This window comes from Psychroserpens sp. (assembly GCF_034670085.1).
In the GTDB taxonomy this organism is placed as follows: domain Bacteria; phylum Bacteroidota; class Bacteroidia; order Flavobacteriales; family Flavobacteriaceae; genus Psychroserpens.
Window position 1 is genome coordinate 45,697 of sequence record NZ_JAXMOD010000007.1, and the last position, 14,056, is coordinate 59,752.

General features: G+C 32.5%; 15 protein-coding genes. 2 read left to right on the top strand and 13 right to left on the bottom strand.

What is annotated here, in order from left to right:
• Position 1: 1 nt before the first annotated feature.
• A complete protein-coding gene (locus tag VOI25_RS12095; RefSeq protein WP_323789341.1) occupies positions 2–808 on the top strand; it encodes a DNA/RNA non-specific endonuclease in 807 nt (268 codons plus the stop codon).
• A gap of 97 nt (positions 809–905) precedes the next feature.
• Here the strand turns inward: VOI25_RS12095 and VOI25_RS12100 are convergent, their stop codons facing one another.
• From VOI25_RS12100 to gcvP, 5 genes are all read right to left on the bottom strand, one after another.
• Positions 906–1,757, bottom strand: coding sequence for a glycosyltransferase family 2 protein (locus tag VOI25_RS12100; RefSeq protein ID WP_323789342.1), 852 nt, complete (start codon positions 1,755–1,757; stop codon positions 906–908).
• A gap of 44 nt (positions 1,758–1,801) precedes the next feature.
• Positions 1,802–2,338: a methyltransferase gene (locus VOI25_RS12105; protein ID WP_323789343.1), complete on the bottom strand. Its 537-nt coding sequence runs from the start codon at positions 2,336–2,338 to the stop codon at positions 1,802–1,804.
• The gene (gene proC, locus VOI25_RS12110; RefSeq protein ID WP_323789344.1) at positions 2,338–3,126 is read right to left on the bottom strand and encodes a pyrroline-5-carboxylate reductase; all 789 of its coding nucleotides are present in this window, start codon (positions 3,124–3,126) and stop codon (positions 2,338–2,340) included. The genes VOI25_RS12105 and proC overlap by 1 nt, the downstream gene beginning before the upstream one ends.
• 1 nt (position 3,127) lies before the next feature.
• Positions 3,128–4,186, bottom strand: coding sequence for a ketoacyl-ACP synthase III (locus VOI25_RS12115; protein ID WP_323789345.1), 1,059 nt, complete (start codon positions 4,184–4,186; stop codon positions 3,128–3,130).
• A 108-nt stretch (positions 4,187–4,294) separates the two neighbouring features.
• Complete coding sequence (gcvP, locus tag VOI25_RS12120; RefSeq protein WP_323789346.1) at positions 4,295–7,144, bottom strand: aminomethyl-transferring glycine dehydrogenase; 2,850 nt, start codon at positions 7,142–7,144, stop codon at positions 4,295–4,297.
• A 121-nt stretch (positions 7,145–7,265) separates the two neighbouring features.
• Here gcvP and VOI25_RS12125 point away from each other — a divergent pair, with 121 nt between their 5' ends.
• Complete coding sequence (locus VOI25_RS12125; protein WP_323789347.1) at positions 7,266–8,099, top strand: hypothetical protein; 834 nt, start codon at positions 7,266–7,268, stop codon at positions 8,097–8,099.
• Here VOI25_RS12125 and VOI25_RS12130 read toward each other — a convergent pair.
• The 8 genes from VOI25_RS12130 to purE all read right to left on the bottom strand — a co-directional run bounded on the left by VOI25_RS12130 (position 8,082) and on the right by purE (position 14,055).
• Positions 8,082–8,333 (bottom strand): hypothetical protein, encoded by a 252-nt coding sequence (locus VOI25_RS12130; protein WP_323789348.1) that lies wholly within the window; start codon positions 8,331–8,333, stop codon positions 8,082–8,084. The two genes, VOI25_RS12125 and VOI25_RS12130, sit on opposite strands and share 18 nt — an antisense overlap.
• Positions 8,333–8,887 (bottom strand): sigma-70 family RNA polymerase sigma factor, encoded by a 555-nt coding sequence (locus VOI25_RS12135; protein ID WP_323789349.1) that lies wholly within the window; start codon positions 8,885–8,887, stop codon positions 8,333–8,335. Before VOI25_RS12135 ends, VOI25_RS12130 begins: the two co-directional genes overlap by 1 nt.
• 98 nt (positions 8,888–8,985) lie before the next feature.
• Positions 8,986–9,861 (bottom strand): methyltransferase domain-containing protein, encoded by an 876-nt coding sequence (locus VOI25_RS12140; protein WP_323789350.1) that lies wholly within the window; start codon positions 9,859–9,861, stop codon positions 8,986–8,988.
• Positions 9,862–9,879: 18 nt separating this feature from the next.
• The gene (locus VOI25_RS12145) at positions 9,880–10,293 is read right to left on the bottom strand and encodes a hypothetical protein (protein WP_323789351.1); all 414 of its coding nucleotides are present in this window, start codon (positions 10,291–10,293) and stop codon (positions 9,880–9,882) included.
• A gap of 3 nt (positions 10,294–10,296) precedes the next feature.
• Positions 10,297–10,650 (bottom strand): hypothetical protein, encoded by a 354-nt coding sequence (locus tag VOI25_RS12150; RefSeq protein ID WP_323789352.1) that lies wholly within the window; start codon positions 10,648–10,650, stop codon positions 10,297–10,299.
• Positions 10,651–10,702: 52 nt separating this feature from the next.
• Entirely contained in the window at positions 10,703–11,206 is a 504-nt protein-coding gene (locus VOI25_RS12155; protein ID WP_323789353.1) for a GbsR/MarR family transcriptional regulator, read from the bottom strand.
• A gap of 113 nt (positions 11,207–11,319) precedes the next feature.
• Positions 11,320–13,353, bottom strand: coding sequence for a M3 family metallopeptidase (locus VOI25_RS12160; RefSeq protein ID WP_323789354.1), 2,034 nt, complete (start codon positions 13,351–13,353; stop codon positions 11,320–11,322).
• A gap of 219 nt (positions 13,354–13,572) precedes the next feature.
• On the bottom strand, positions 13,573–14,055 hold the full coding sequence (purE, locus tag VOI25_RS12165) for a 5-(carboxyamino)imidazole ribonucleotide mutase (RefSeq protein ID WP_323789355.1): 483 nt from the start codon (positions 14,053–14,055) through the stop codon (positions 13,573–13,575).
• Position 14,056 lies beyond the last annotated feature (1 nt).

Consider the following 14,056-nt stretch of genomic DNA (forward strand, 5'->3'; position numbering starts at 1 on the left):
TGTGAAGAAGCGAACTTTATATTCTCTAATAGCCATATTAATAATTGTTGGTATTTATGGTTATGAAAATTTTTTAGCAGAAGAAGCAACTTCAGAGATTATAGAAGAAGGAGCAACCGTTAAAACGAATACCAACGAATATTTTTTACCATCAAGTACAACGGGTGAAATTGTACATCATGAGAACTATTCTTTATCCTATAACGAAGCTCATGAACAGGCGGAATGGGTTGCATACGAATTAAAAAAATCACATTTATCAAATACTAATTTTAAACGACCATACTTTGAAATTGATTTGGCTGTCAAAACAGGAGCTGCAGATTGGAGAAATTATAAAAATTCTGGTTATGATAGAGGTCATTTGTGTCCTGCAGGAGATAGACGATTTAGTAAAGAAGCACATGATGAAACCTTTTTAACAAGTAATATTAGTCCGCAAGAACATCAATTTAATGCTGGTATTTGGAATACCTTGGAACAAAAAGTGCGCTATTGGGCAAGAAAATATGATGGTGTTTTTGTAGTTACTGGCGGAATATTAAAAGGCAATATGAAAACAATCGGAGATGAAGATGTAAGTGTTCCTAATCAGTTTTATAAAGTATTAATAGATAACAATTCGGGTCAAACCAAAATGATTGCTTTTTTAATGCCTCATGAAGATTCACAACAACCTTTATATAAGTTTGTGGTTTCCGTTGATAAGATTGAAGAACTAACAGGAATAGATTTTTTTGCAGAACTTGAGGATCGTTTAGAAAACAAATTGGAAGCCTCAAGTAGTTATAAAGGTTGGAGTTTTTAGTTGATATTATTGTCATTCAGAGCAAAGCGAAGAATCTCCTTATAAAACAATAAAAGATTCTTCAATCGTTAACTCCTTCTGAATGACATCGAAGAATCTAAAGTTTTAACTTTTTAAAAATCCCATTCCATCTTAGGTTTCTAATAAATTTGCCTTCATCTATAGTAACGAGATATTCTATTTTAGATTTTTTAGCTTTAAAATAACCTTTTAAGTAGTTAGTAAAAACAGTGAAATTTCGTTTTTTAATTGCCATTTTTAAAGCTGTGATAAACGAGAGAATAAATCCATAACGCATTTTGTATAATGCCTGGCCTTGTAAGTATTTTGAGTTTTTATTATAACTCAATCCTGTAGCTTTTAAATGTTTTACATGTAAGTTCTGGTCAACAACCACTTTCCAATTATTATACTTAGCGAGTAAAGTGTCGACAGTGTCCCAACCAATTGATTGTCTTAATCCACCAATGTCTTTAAAACAAGCTTTTCTGTAAGCTTTAAAAGGTCCTCTAACATGATTTTTATTGGCAATATTTTCATAAACCCAAGAATCATTTTTTTCAATATATGCTAATCCACCAGCAATGCCAACCATATCGTCAGTTTCAAAAAGGTGTTTTAGCTTTTCTAAATAATGTATTGGTAAAATGATATCTGCATCAAATTTGCAGATGATATCGTAATGTTCATCAAAACTATTATAGCCTTTGTAGAATGCATTAATTACCTTAGAACCAGGAATGTGTTCATCGGATGTTGTAATATTTATTAAATTCAACCAGCCATATTGCTTGGCATACTTCTCAACTATGGATTTTGTATTATCAGTAGAATTATCATTTACAACAACAACTTTCTTTGGTAAAACAGTTTGTTGTACTAAAGATTCTAAAGTTAATGCAATAGTAGCTTCTTCGTTATGGGCTGGAATGATAATGTAAAAATTCAATTTTTAGTAATTTGAATTCAAAGTTACACTTTAGAAATAGAAGTTTACGGATTGGAGTTTTTAATTCTTTCAGCATAAACGATATAGTATCTATTGGTAAACCACCGTAAGATAGGTCTAATTCCAATTTTTCTGGTTGGATTGGTCCATTTTTGTCTATCTATTATTTTCCATCCCGATTTTTCTAATAACCAATCAAATTGCCAATCTTCAAATTCATGGTAATGCTGATCTCTTATATCTGTTTTACTGCGGTAAGCAGAAGCAAACCAGAGTCTTAAAGGTATGCTTGCAACAAGTTTATCGGCTTTAATCGATTGTAAAACAGTAAATGGTGAAAGAAGGTGTTCAAAGATTTCAAAAGCAGTAACGACATCAGCAGTTGAGTTTTCTATTTCAGAGGTATCTACATCCAAATCTAAACCTGAAGTGTTTTCAACTATAAATCCATTTTGATTCATAATTTCTGTAAATGGATTTTGAACCCCTAAATCTAATATAGTTTTCGAATTATCTATGTGTTTGTTCAGGAACTCTAAAGTATGCTTGTATCTCTTATGTGGAAATTTTCCTTCGTACATCAATCTGAAATATTATTGTAAGACGTTTTAATTCCTTTTATCAATGCTGAACTAAATCCTTGATGCTCCATTTCGTTTAAACCAGCAATCGTACAGCCTTTAGGGGTCGTAACTTTATCAATTTCAGCTTCTGGGTGATTCCCTTTTTGAAGTAGCAATTCACTAGCTCCTTTAACGGTTTGGGTAGCAATTAGAGTAGCTGTCTTGGCATCAAACCCAATTTCAATTCCACCTTGAATCATACCTCTAATAAAACGGAGTACATAAGCAATTCCGCAAGCACCTAAAACTGTTGCAGCATCCATAAGTTGTTCTTCAATACGTATTGTTTCTCCTAAAGCATTAAAAATAGAAGTGACTGTTTTAGTGTCTTCTTCTTTAGCGTTAAGTGATGCAATGCAAGTCATAGATTCATTAACAGAAGACGCCGTATTTGGCATGGCCCTAAATACTACAGGTGATGTTTGTAAAATTGTATTAATAGAATCTATGGTGTAATCACTTACTACAGAAATCACTAAATGTTCGTTAGAAATATGAGGTGACACCTCTTTTAATACAGCTTCAATCTTATAAGGTTTAACGGCAATAATTATAATTTGTGACGCTTTTATAGCATCGATATTGTTGGAAGTAATATGAACACCTTGAGCCTTAAATGCAGATAACAAATCGGTTTTGTGCCGAGTAATCGTAAGGTTCGAAGCTTTAAAATTTTCAGATATTAAACCAGAAGCAATGGCTTGACCTAAGTTTCCACCACCAATAATTGCAATTTGTTTGTTCATGTTAATATTTGTAAACAATAGCATTAATGTGCATTCCGGCACCAACACTTGCGAAAATAATCACATCGCCTTTATTTATGGAATGGTTTCCTAATTGATTATTTCGAATAAGATCAAAAAGCGTAGGAACAGTAGCCACTGAACTATTTCCTAAGGTGTGAATGCTCATTGGCATAATATCTTTAGGTTCCTCTTTTTGGTAAAGTTTATAAAAACGTTTAATGATAGCTTCATCCATCTTTTCATTAGCTTGATGAATCAATATTTTTTTGACATCATCAATATGAATTCCGCTATTATCTAAACAAGTTTTCATTGCTAAGGGAACATTAGTTAATGCAAATTCATAAATTTTTCGACCATGCATTTTGATGTAACGTGTGTCTTTGCATAAGTCTTGGTTGTTTGATTTTCCAAAAAACAGATAATACGCTTCATCATATGTAAATGATGCTGTTTCATGAGCCAAAATACCACCTTCTTCATCTGTTTCTTCAATTATAGTTGCTCCAGCACCATCAGAATATATCATTGAATCTCTATCGTGTTTATCAACAACACGAGATAAGGTTTCAGAACCTATAACAAGACAGCGTTTTGCCATGCCTGATTGAATAAAAGCTTTCGCTTGAATGACACCTTCAATCCAACCAGGACACCCAAATAAAATGTCATATGCAACACATTTTGGGTTTTTAATGCGCAATCTATGTTTCACTCTAGACGCTAAGCATGGTAATACATCACTCTGAATCGTATTGGCTTTTACATCGCCAAAATTATGAGCGCAAATGATATAATCGATTTCTTCGGCATCAATACCAGCATCTTCAATTGCTTTTTGAGCTGCTAAAAAGCCTAAATCAGACGACGTTAATTGATTGTCAGCATAACGTCTTTCAGCAATACCAGTAATTGCTTTAAATTTGTCTACTATAATTTCATTAGAATGATTAATAGAAGAACCATCAATATTTAAAAAATCATGTTGATAAAAATCTTCATTTTTCTCTACCATTTTCGGAATATAGCTTCCTGTTCCTGTGATCTTAATACTCATAAATTATTATATCTGATTTATTCTCATAAATGTTAAAAGGCAATATACTAACATTTAATCAAATGCTAATAAATTGCCTTTCGTTTTTACGATGTTCAAACGCCAGAATTAAGCTTCCATATACGCTTCAATTGGTGCGCAAGTACAAATTAAATTTCGGTCGCCATACGCATCATCTACACGACGAACACTTGGCCAAAATTTGTTATCTCTTACATAGTCTAATGGGAAAGCAGCTTGCTGACGAGTGTAGGGAAGGTTCCATTCATCATCTGTAATCATATTCATGGTATGAGGAGCGTTTTTCAAAATGTTATTATCATCGTCTTTTGATACGCTATTAATTTCATGTCTAATAGAAATCATAGCATCGCAAAAACGATCCATTTCTTGTTTACTTTCGCTTTCTGTAGGTTCAATCATCATAGTTCCAGCAACTGGAAATGATACTGTAGGAGCATGAAAACCATAATCCATTAAACGTTTTGCAATGTCTACAACTTCAATGCCATTTGTTTTAAATGGTCTGCAGTCGATAATCATTTCATGTGCTGCACGTCCAAGTTCTCCTGAATACAAGGTTTCATAAGCGCCTTTTAGTCTTTTTTTGATATAGTTAGCATTTAAAATAGCAACTTCTGTAGAACGTTTTAATCCTGAAGCACCTAACATTTTTATATAACCATAAGAAATTAAACACGCTAAAGAGGAGCCAAAAGGAGCAGCAGAAATTGCTGTTATTGCCTGATCTCCTCCTGTTTTAATTAAAGGATTTCCCGGAAGAAAAGGAACCAATTGTTTTGCAACACATATTGGTCCAACTCCTGGTCCACCACCTCCATGAGGAATGGCAAATGTTTTGTGTAAATTAAGATGACAAACGTCCGCTCCAATGTTTCCAGGATTTGTTAATCCTACTTGAGCATTCATATTTGCACCATCCATATACACCTGACCTCCATTATCATGAATAATTTTGGTGATGTCCTTAATTGATGCTTCATAAACACCATGTGTTGAAGGATAAGTAACCATTAGTGCTGAAAGATTGTCTTTATGTAACTCAGCTTTTTCTCTTAAATCATCAACATCAATATTTCCTTGATTTGTAGATTTGGTAACAATCACTTTCATTCCTGCCATTACAGCACTCGCTGGATTTGTTCCATGAGCTGATGATGGGATAATACAGATGTTTCTGTGATGATCACCTCTAGATTCATGATATGCTCTTATAACCATTAATCCTGCAAACTCACCTTGAGCACCAGAATTTGGCTGTAAAGAAGTGCCAGCGAAACCTGTTATTTCCGTTAACTGATCTTCTAATTCTTTTAAAACTGTTTGGTAACCTTTGGCTTGTTCAATTGGAACAAAAGGATGAATTTTTCCCCATTTGAACCAACTTAAAGGTAACATTTCAGAAGCTGCATTAAGTTTCATTGTACAGGAACCTAATGAAATCATGGAATGGTTTAAAGCTAAATCTTTACGTTCTAAATACTTGATATAACGCATTAATTCTGTTTCCGAATGATGAGAGTTAAATACAGGTTCTTGTAAAAATGTTGACTGACGTCTTAAGACATTATCTATAGAATTTTCTTCTGAAATATGAGTTAACTCAATTGTATCTTTAGCTGCTATTTTAGCAAAAATTGCTATTATTTTATTCAGTTCTCCTAGAGTTGTAGGTTCGTTTATTGATATCACTACTTCTGAATCACTAGGATAATAGAAATTTGTTTTTTTAAGTTCAGCTTCTGTTTTTATGGCTTTTGCATCTGCTTTAATATGTAGTGTGTCAAAAAACGATTTATTAGTTTGTTCAAATCCTAGTTTTTTAAGTACATTCGATAACGTTGCCGCTTTATTATGGATGTTATTTGCAATGAATTCTAACCCTTTTGGACCATGATATACGGTATACATGCCAGCCATAACTGCTAATAAAACCTGAGCAGTACAAATATTGGATGTGGCCTTGTCACGTTTGATATGTTGTTCACGAGTTTGCAATGCCATACGTAAGGCTCTATTTCCGTTTGCGTCTTTGGTAACACCAATAATACGACCAGGTATGTCCCTTTTGTAGGCTTCTTTTGTCGCAAAATATGCAGCATGAGGTCCTCCATAGCCCATAGGTATTCCAAAACGTTGTGTAGTTCCAACAACAACATCTGCACCAAATTTACCAGGAGCTTCAAGTTTAATAAGGCTCATTATATCTGCAGCAACAGCCACTTTAATTTGTGATGCATTAGCCTTTTCAATGAACGTTTTAATATCAGTTACTTGACCGTGTTTTCCTGGATATTGAAGAATTGCAGCAAAGAAATCTTCAGAAAAATCAAAATCTTCTTCTTTTCCGATAACCAATTCAATTCCAATTGGAGTAGCTCTAGTTTGTAATAACGACAGGGTTTGAGGAAGAATATGTTCAGAAACAAAGAATTTATTAATACCAGCTTTTTTCTGGTCTCTTTCGCGAACTGCAAATAATAAACTCATGGCTTCTGCCGCAGCTGTACTTTCGTCTAAAAGCGAAGCATTAGCAATCTCCATTCCTGTAAGGTCTGTAACCATGGTTTGAAAATTCAATAAGGCTTCTAATCGACCTTGTGCAATTTCAGCTTGATATGGCGTATAAGCTGTATACCAACCTGGATTCTCCAAGATATTTCGTTGAATTACAGCTGGCATAATGGTTGGATGGTAACCTAAACCAATATAAGTTTTGAAAACTCTATTCTTCTTTGAAAGATTATAAATGTGAAGCAAATATTCTTGTTCACTCATTGGCTCATCAAGATCTAAATCTGATTGTAAACGAATGCCATCTGGAATTGTTTCATGGATTAATTGTTCCATTGAATCTACACCAATTGTTTGTAACATTTGTTTTTGATCGGCTTCTCTCGGACCAATATGACGAAGTGAAAAATCTGCTGTATTCATTAAATATTGAATTGAATTTTATTTTCGCAAAATTAAGGAATTATTGACCTTTTATTGTTAACGAAAATGAAACTTTTCAACCATTTGAATCGGTTATTAACAGTTTGATTATTTTTGTGTCATGCGAGCTTTAAAAACGATTTTTGATTTTTATATCAATAGTAGTATTCATGTGGCTTTGGCTATTGTAGCTATGACTTGTATAACGTATTTAGAGTTTGAAGTTTCCTTTGATTTAAATGTGTTGAGTTTTGTTGGTTTTGCGTCTATAACAGGTTATAATTTTGTGAAGTACTTTGGATTGGCAAAATTTCACCACAGAAGCTTGTCAAATAAACTAAAAATTATTCAAGTATTTTCTCTAGCATGCTTTTTAGTGATGTGTTTTTTTGCATTACAATTAAATAAAGCATCTTTAATTGCTATTTTAATTTTTGGAGCTATAACTTTCTTATATGCTATTCCCTTATTGCCAAATCGGTTTTTTCTGGACAAAAAGAAACAGTTAAGAAGTATAAGTGGACTCAAAATTTATATTATAGCAATCGTGTGGTGTGGAGTTACAGTAATTCTACCTATGATTAATAAAGAACTTGAACTACAGCATGATATTATAGTTAGTGCTATTCAGCGTTTTATTTTTGTAATAGTTTTAATGTTTCCATTTGAGATTAGGGATGTAAACTATGACAGTTTGAAATTATCTACAATTCCGCAGCGAATAGGAGTAAAACAAACTAAAGTAATAGGGGTAATTTTATTGATATTGATTATGTGCTTAGAGTTTTTTAAACACGACATCCATATTGGTCATGTCATATCTCTAACAATTACCGTTTTAGCGACCTTAATGTTTTTGAAATATGCAACGATACAACAAGGAACGTATTATAGTGCCTTTTGGGTGGAGAGTCTGCCCATTTTGTGGCTAATCTTGTTATTGATGCTTAGCTAATTCTTGTTCGAATGCAGATGTTAAACTTTCTTTAGCTACAGCATCCATTTGCACAGTGTCCTTAGCTACTAATTTGGTTAATTGCGTATTTCTCTTTGTGTATTTTCTACACGCATTACAATAAATTAAATGAATATTTAATTTTATTTTTTCCCATAGCGAAGCTTCCTTGTATTGTGTTTTATCACAAACATGATTCGCTTCATCACACGGAATTATAATTTTAGTACCCATTATTTAAACCAACTTTTTTCGAGACAACTAGCCATGGCAACCCTTGCTCTATGTATAATTACCCATAGATTAGACGCAGTAATATTTAATTCATTACATATGGCTTCGGTTTCATAATTTAATATTGTTTTCATTTCGAAAACTTGAGCCTGCTTTTCTGGTAATTTCTCAAGACAGTTTTCAATTGCAATACCTAATTCGGTATTTTCAATAGTATCTTCGGCAGTTTTGTCAAAGGGATCGGCTACGCGTTCTTCTAACCAATCTCCTTCGCTTTCATCTGTGTTGTAGGTTATTCTTACTTCAGCTTTACCTTTATTAGAATTAATCTTTCTGTAGTGATCAATTACTTTGCGCTTTAAAATTGAAATGAGCCAAGTACGTTCACTTGCTTCTCCTTTAAAATTTTTCATAGATTTCAGACCAGCAACAAAAGTGTCTTGCACTAAATCTTTAGCAATTTCCTTGTCATTTACACGTGTGATGGTGTAATTGAAAAGATAATCGGAATAACGATTTATCCACTGGTTAGGATCTATGACGTGTTTTGGCATTTCTTTTTCTGAAATTTTTATTTCAAAAATAAACTAAAATTGCGACATAATTTAATACTGAGTAAATTCTATAATTTTAGAATTTACTCAGTTTGTAATTATTTGGTTGCTGTTATAATATAGTAACCAAAACTCTTCATATGTAATCCTGAAAGTAAGGCATAAAAAGATCCCTTAAGGTTGTGAAGACTTTCTCTTTTTAGAGATTTGGTTTGCCATAATTTTTTTAGCATAAATCCAACTATTGCAAATGGCACATGAAATACAGAAGGAGCAACTCTAAGCGATATGTCTTCAATTTTCACGTCAGTAAAGCCAACTTGTTTTAGTTTCAACTCATAGTTTTGGATCTGTTCTATTTTTTCTAAATTGAAATGATTGCACAACTTTTTATAGGCGAAATGACTGCCAAGGGTTAGTTGAGGTACTTCTTTTTTTAAAAATGCATCAACAATTATTAATCGTCCTCCAGATTTTAAAACTCTAAAGGCTTCCATAATAGTTTTTTTATCATGTCCAGAATGGCAGAAACTTTCAATAGCAACTGCACTATCAAAGGAGTTAGATTGAAAAGAGGTCTTGTTATAATTTTCCTTTAAAATGACACCATTTTTTCCTTCTAGTAATTCATTGCCTTTTTTTTGCTGAAAATCGGATATGGTCACACCATAAGCTATTAGGTTTTTAAATTGACTTAAAGCACGTCTCATTGTTGCTCCCATTCCACAACCTAAATCAACTAATCGATGTTTTTGTGTATTGATTTGCAAACGTTTTAAGACCTGATCATTCATTTCATTGAGCATCGAGTCTCTTTTGAGAATATTGGTTTTTAACGGTCTAAAGTACCCAAAGTGCATATTAAAGTCATGACTCCAAAATTCATAATCTTCAGTAGCTTGATTATAGAAATCTATCAATTCTATGTTGCTCTTGTCTTCTAGTTCAGAATGCGCTATGCTAATCGATTTCATAAGACTTTATTTTAAAGTTTATTGTTCATTCTGAACATTGTAAATGGGTGTTTTTGTAGTAATTCTATTGCTTTGTCTAGATTTGCGTCGTCCTCTAAAGAAGAAGTACAGATTGATAAACAACATAATGCCTAAATATATAGAGAATCCTCCAATTTTTTTACTTAAAATCTCTATGAGTGTTTGCGTATCCATCCCAAATTTGCTGTAGTATGTTATTTTCAGGATGAGTAAAGCCCAGCCAATATTGATGAGATAGAAGCCAATTTCAAAAAGTTTGTTGGTAGCTAAAGCGATGTCTTCTTTTCCTTTAAAAATGTCTAACATAAAGTATTTTCCGTTTTTAAAAAGCATTTTAGAAACGTAAATGGTTAAGATGATAACGATTGGCAAGTAGATGAGGTAACCGATGATGATTTTAGAATTTTCCATAATTTATTGATTTAAAGTTTTTGATTTTACGAGATAGTTAAGAACTAACACATTATTATAATGTAATACTGCTAAACCTATAATGATAATGCCTAAATGCTCTGCTAATGTATTGAGCATTTGTAATGCAGATTCAATAGTTTCCCAATAGGCTAAGGTGATTACAGCATAACCTAAATTGACTAGATAATATGCTATAAGTAAAATGTTGTTAATGCTTTTTACTAGTGATGTGTTTTGCTGAAAAAGATACATTAAGAACACTTCTCCATTAGTATAAAACATCCATCCAACTTTTATCATGATCATAGCAATGATTGGAAGAAAAATGCAATATGTCAGGATGTTATAGTTCATTTTAATTTGTTTTAAACTTTCAGAAAAAATTGAAAGTATGTTTTAAATTTTTTTATTTGATGAGTTTGATTAAAGATTTAGTAATCCAGTTTTGTTTTTGGTTTACTAGTTTATTGATCATAGTATCTGCATTCAAGGTTAAATCATGTAAGGCTTTTGTTTGTTTGATTAATTCTTTAGTTTTTTCTGTACCATCATCTTTTATAGAAGACAGTTCATGCAATACTTTTATGACAGGTTGAATTTCTCTCCGACTTCGTTCTTTAGCAATAATCCTAGTGAGTTCTTGTACATCTTTTTCAGATGTAAAATACTCTTTGCGTTCTCCTGGAATTAATTCTTTAGTCACAATTCCCCAATCCATTAACTGACGCAAATTCATGCTCGTATTACCACGTGAGATTTGTAGTTCTGCCATAATATCTTCCATAGATAAAGCTTGTGTTGAAATAAAAAGTAAAGCTTGAATTTGAGCCATAGCTTTATTTATTCCCCAAAGTGGACCTAGACTTCCCCAAGTACTGATAAATTTTATTTTGGCTTCTTCGTAATTCATTAGTGTTATGTATGGTACAAATATATAAAATATTTTAAACTTTCAATAATTATTGAAAGTTTATTTTATGAGAATAAAAGGTTTTTAGGTTAAAGAATGTCTACATCTGAAGTTTAATTGGCTATTAATCCTGCTCTTCTCAATAAGGCTTCAGGTTGAGGTTCTTTTCCTCTGAAACGTTTATAAAGCGTCATGGGATCTTCAATGCCTCCTTGAGATAAGATATTGTCTTTAAATTTTTTAGCAACATCTTTGTTAAAAATGCCTTCTTCTAAAAAGTATTCAAAGGCATCGGCATCTAAAACTTCAGCCCATTTATAACTGTAATAACCAGAACTGTATCCACCTTGAAAAATATGTGAAAAAGCAGTACTCATGCAATTCTCAACAACATCTGGATACAATTTTGTGTTTTCAAAGACTTTTGATTCATGAGCTTTTACATTAGTTATAGAATTCGGGTATTGACCATGCCAAGACATGTCTAACAATCCGAAACTAATTTGCCTAAGCGTTTGCATACCTTCATGAAAGGTTGCAGATGCTTTTATTTTTTCAATCAAATCCATTGGAATGACTTCACCAGTTTCATAATGCGTAGCAAATAGTTCTAATGCTTCTTTCTCATAACACCAGTTTTCAAATACCTGACTTGGCAATTCTACAAAATCCCAGAATACGTTTGTTCCTGATAAACTAGGATAGGTTGTATTGGCTAAAATGCCATGAAGTGCATGGCCAAACTCATGAAATAAAGTGGTGACTTCATTAAAAGTTAGAAGTGATGGCTTGCTTTTAGTAGGTTTGGTGAAATTGCAAACATTAGAAATATGTGGTCTACTGTTTTCACCATTTTTGATATACTGTGATTTGTAAACCGTCATCCAAGCACCATTTCGTTTTCCTGGTCTTGGAAAGAAATCGGCATAAAATATAGAAACCAGGTTGCCTTTTAAATCTGTAACTTTATAAGTTAACACATCGTCATGATATTTGTCTATCGTATCAATTTCTTCAAATTTTAAATCATATAAACGTTCAGCAATAGTAAACACACCATTGATAACATTTTCTAATTTGAAATATGGTTTTAGTTGTTCGTCATCTAAACTGAATAATTTCTGTTTTAATTTTTCAGAGTAATACGATCCATCCCATTTTTCTAGGTGATCTATTCCATCTAATTCTTTCGCAAACGCTTCTAGGTTTTTAAATTCTCTTTCGGCAGCGGGTTTTGCCTTTTCTAATAATTCATTTAAAAAGTGTTCAACTGTTTTTGGAGTTTTTGCCATTCGCTCTTCTAGAACAAAATGGGCATGTGTTTGATAACCTAACAGATTTGCTCGTTCATGTCTTAGTTTGGCAATTTGTAACACGTTATCTTGATTATCATTTTCATTGCCTTTAAACGCTTTTGCTCCAGCAGCAATTGCTAGTTTTTTTCTAAGTTTACGATTGCTAGCGTAGGTCATAAACGGAATATAGCTTGGATAATCTAAAGTAATTAACCAGCCTTTCTTTTGTTTTGCTTCAGCCAATTGTTGCGCAGCTTCTTTTGCGCCTTCTGGTAAACCCTCTAAATCCCTTTCCTTAGTTAAATGCATTTCGAAGGCATTTGTTTCTGCTAAAACATTTTCACCAAACTTGAGTTTTAGCTGACTTAGATTTTTATCTATCTCACGAAGTCGTGTCTTTTTGTCTTCGGGAAGATTTGCTCCATTTCTTGAAAATCCTTTATATTTTTTATCAAGAAGTGTATGTTGTTCTGTAGTTAATTCTAAACTGTCTTTACTATTATAAACCGTTTTAACTCGTTTGAATAACATCTCATTTAAAGTAATGTCATTGCTAAATTCTGAAAGTAGAGGAGAGACGTCTTGAGCAATCTTTTGAATTTCATCATTGGTTTCAGCGCTATTCAAGTTAAAGAAAATACTAGAAATCCGATCTAATTGTTCACCTGAAAAATCTAAAGCTTCAATCGTGTTTTCAAAGGTTGGCGCTTCAGGATTATTTGAGATAGCATCTATTTCAGCTTTAGCTTCCTCTATGGCATGTAAAAAAGCAGGTAAAAAATCTTCATTTTTAATTTTTGAAAAGGGAGCAGTTTGATATGGTGTATCAAAAGAAGTATTTAGTATTGTCATTGAGTTTTGTTAATTATTTAAAATAAACAGGTAATTAGTAAAGGTTGTCTTGCAAAAAGGCAAATTGTGAATTACTTTGTTCATTAGTTCTCATAAGTTTTTGAAAATATGATAAAATATATTTTACATTTGTCAAGAATTATTTAAGAAGAGTTAACCAACTCTATACAAATAATTGATTAATAGCTCTAAAAACCTCGTTTATACACGAGGTTTTTTTTATTTTAAATCTTTAGAGGATTCAATCACTTTCGTTTTTAAATTGTCTTTATAAGCAATTATTGTATTTTGAATTGTTTTGTCTGATGCGCCAATTATTTGAGCAGCTAGTATGCCAGCATTTTTTGCACCATTTAAAGCTACTGTTGCCACTGGAACTCCACCAGGCATTTGTAAAATTGATAACACAGAATCCCATCCATCAATTGAATTACTACTTTTTACAGGAACACCAATAACTGGTAAAGGCGATAATGAAGCAACCATTCCTGGTAAATGTGCTGCACCACCTGCACCAGCAATGATAACATTAATACCACGTGAATGTGCATTTTTTCCAAAATCGAACATTTTTTCAGGTGTTCTGTGAGCCGAAACAATATCAACTTCGACGTCTATTTTGAATGCTTTTAAAATATCAATAGCATCTTGCATAACTGGAAGATCACTTTTGCTTCCCATAATAATTGCTACTTTACCCATA

What these genes read in the sequence shown, in the direction of transcription:
- VOI25_RS12105 (WP_323789343.1), bottom strand. Translation starts at nt 2,338, where the DNA reads ATGTACGAAGGAAAATTTCCACATAAGAGATACAAGCATACTTTAGAG.
- proC (WP_323789344.1), bottom strand. Translation starts at nt 3,126, where the DNA reads ATGAACAAACAAATTGCAATTATTGGTGGTGGAAACTTAGGTCAAGCC.
- VOI25_RS12115 (WP_323789345.1), bottom strand. Translation starts at nt 4,186, where the DNA reads ATGAGTATTAAGATCACAGGAACAGGAAGCTATATTCCGAAAATGGTA.
- gcvP (WP_323789346.1), bottom strand. Translation starts at nt 7,144, where the DNA reads ATGAATACAGCAGATTTTTCACTTCGTCATATTGGTCCGAGAGAAGCC.
- VOI25_RS12125 (WP_323789347.1), top strand. Translation starts at nt 7,266, where the DNA reads ATGCGAGCTTTAAAAACGATTTTTGATTTTTATATCAATAGTAGTATT.
- VOI25_RS12130 (WP_323789348.1), bottom strand. Translation starts at nt 8,333, where the DNA reads ATGGGTACTAAAATTATAATTCCGTGTGATGAAGCGAATCATGTTTGT.
- VOI25_RS12135 (WP_323789349.1), bottom strand. Translation starts at nt 8,887, where the DNA reads ATGCCAAAACACGTCATAGATCCTAACCAGTGGATAAATCGTTATTCC.
- VOI25_RS12140 (WP_323789350.1), bottom strand. Translation starts at nt 9,861, where the DNA reads ATGAAATCGATTAGCATAGCGCATTCTGAACTAGAAGACAAGAGCAAC.
- VOI25_RS12145 (WP_323789351.1), bottom strand. Translation starts at nt 10,293, where the DNA reads ATGGAAAATTCTAAAATCATCATCGGTTACCTCATCTACTTGCCAATC.
- VOI25_RS12150 (WP_323789352.1), bottom strand. Translation starts at nt 10,650, where the DNA reads ATGAACTATAACATCCTGACATATTGCATTTTTCTTCCAATCATTGCT.
- VOI25_RS12155 (WP_323789353.1), bottom strand. Translation starts at nt 11,206, where the DNA reads ATGAATTACGAAGAAGCCAAAATAAAATTTATCAGTACTTGGGGAAGT.
- VOI25_RS12160 (WP_323789354.1), bottom strand. Translation starts at nt 13,353, where the DNA reads ATGACAATACTAAATACTTCTTTTGATACACCATATCAAACTGCTCCC.
- purE (WP_323789355.1), bottom strand. Translation starts at nt 14,055, where the DNA reads ATGGGTAAAGTAGCAATTATTATGGGAAGCAAAAGTGATCTTCCAGTT.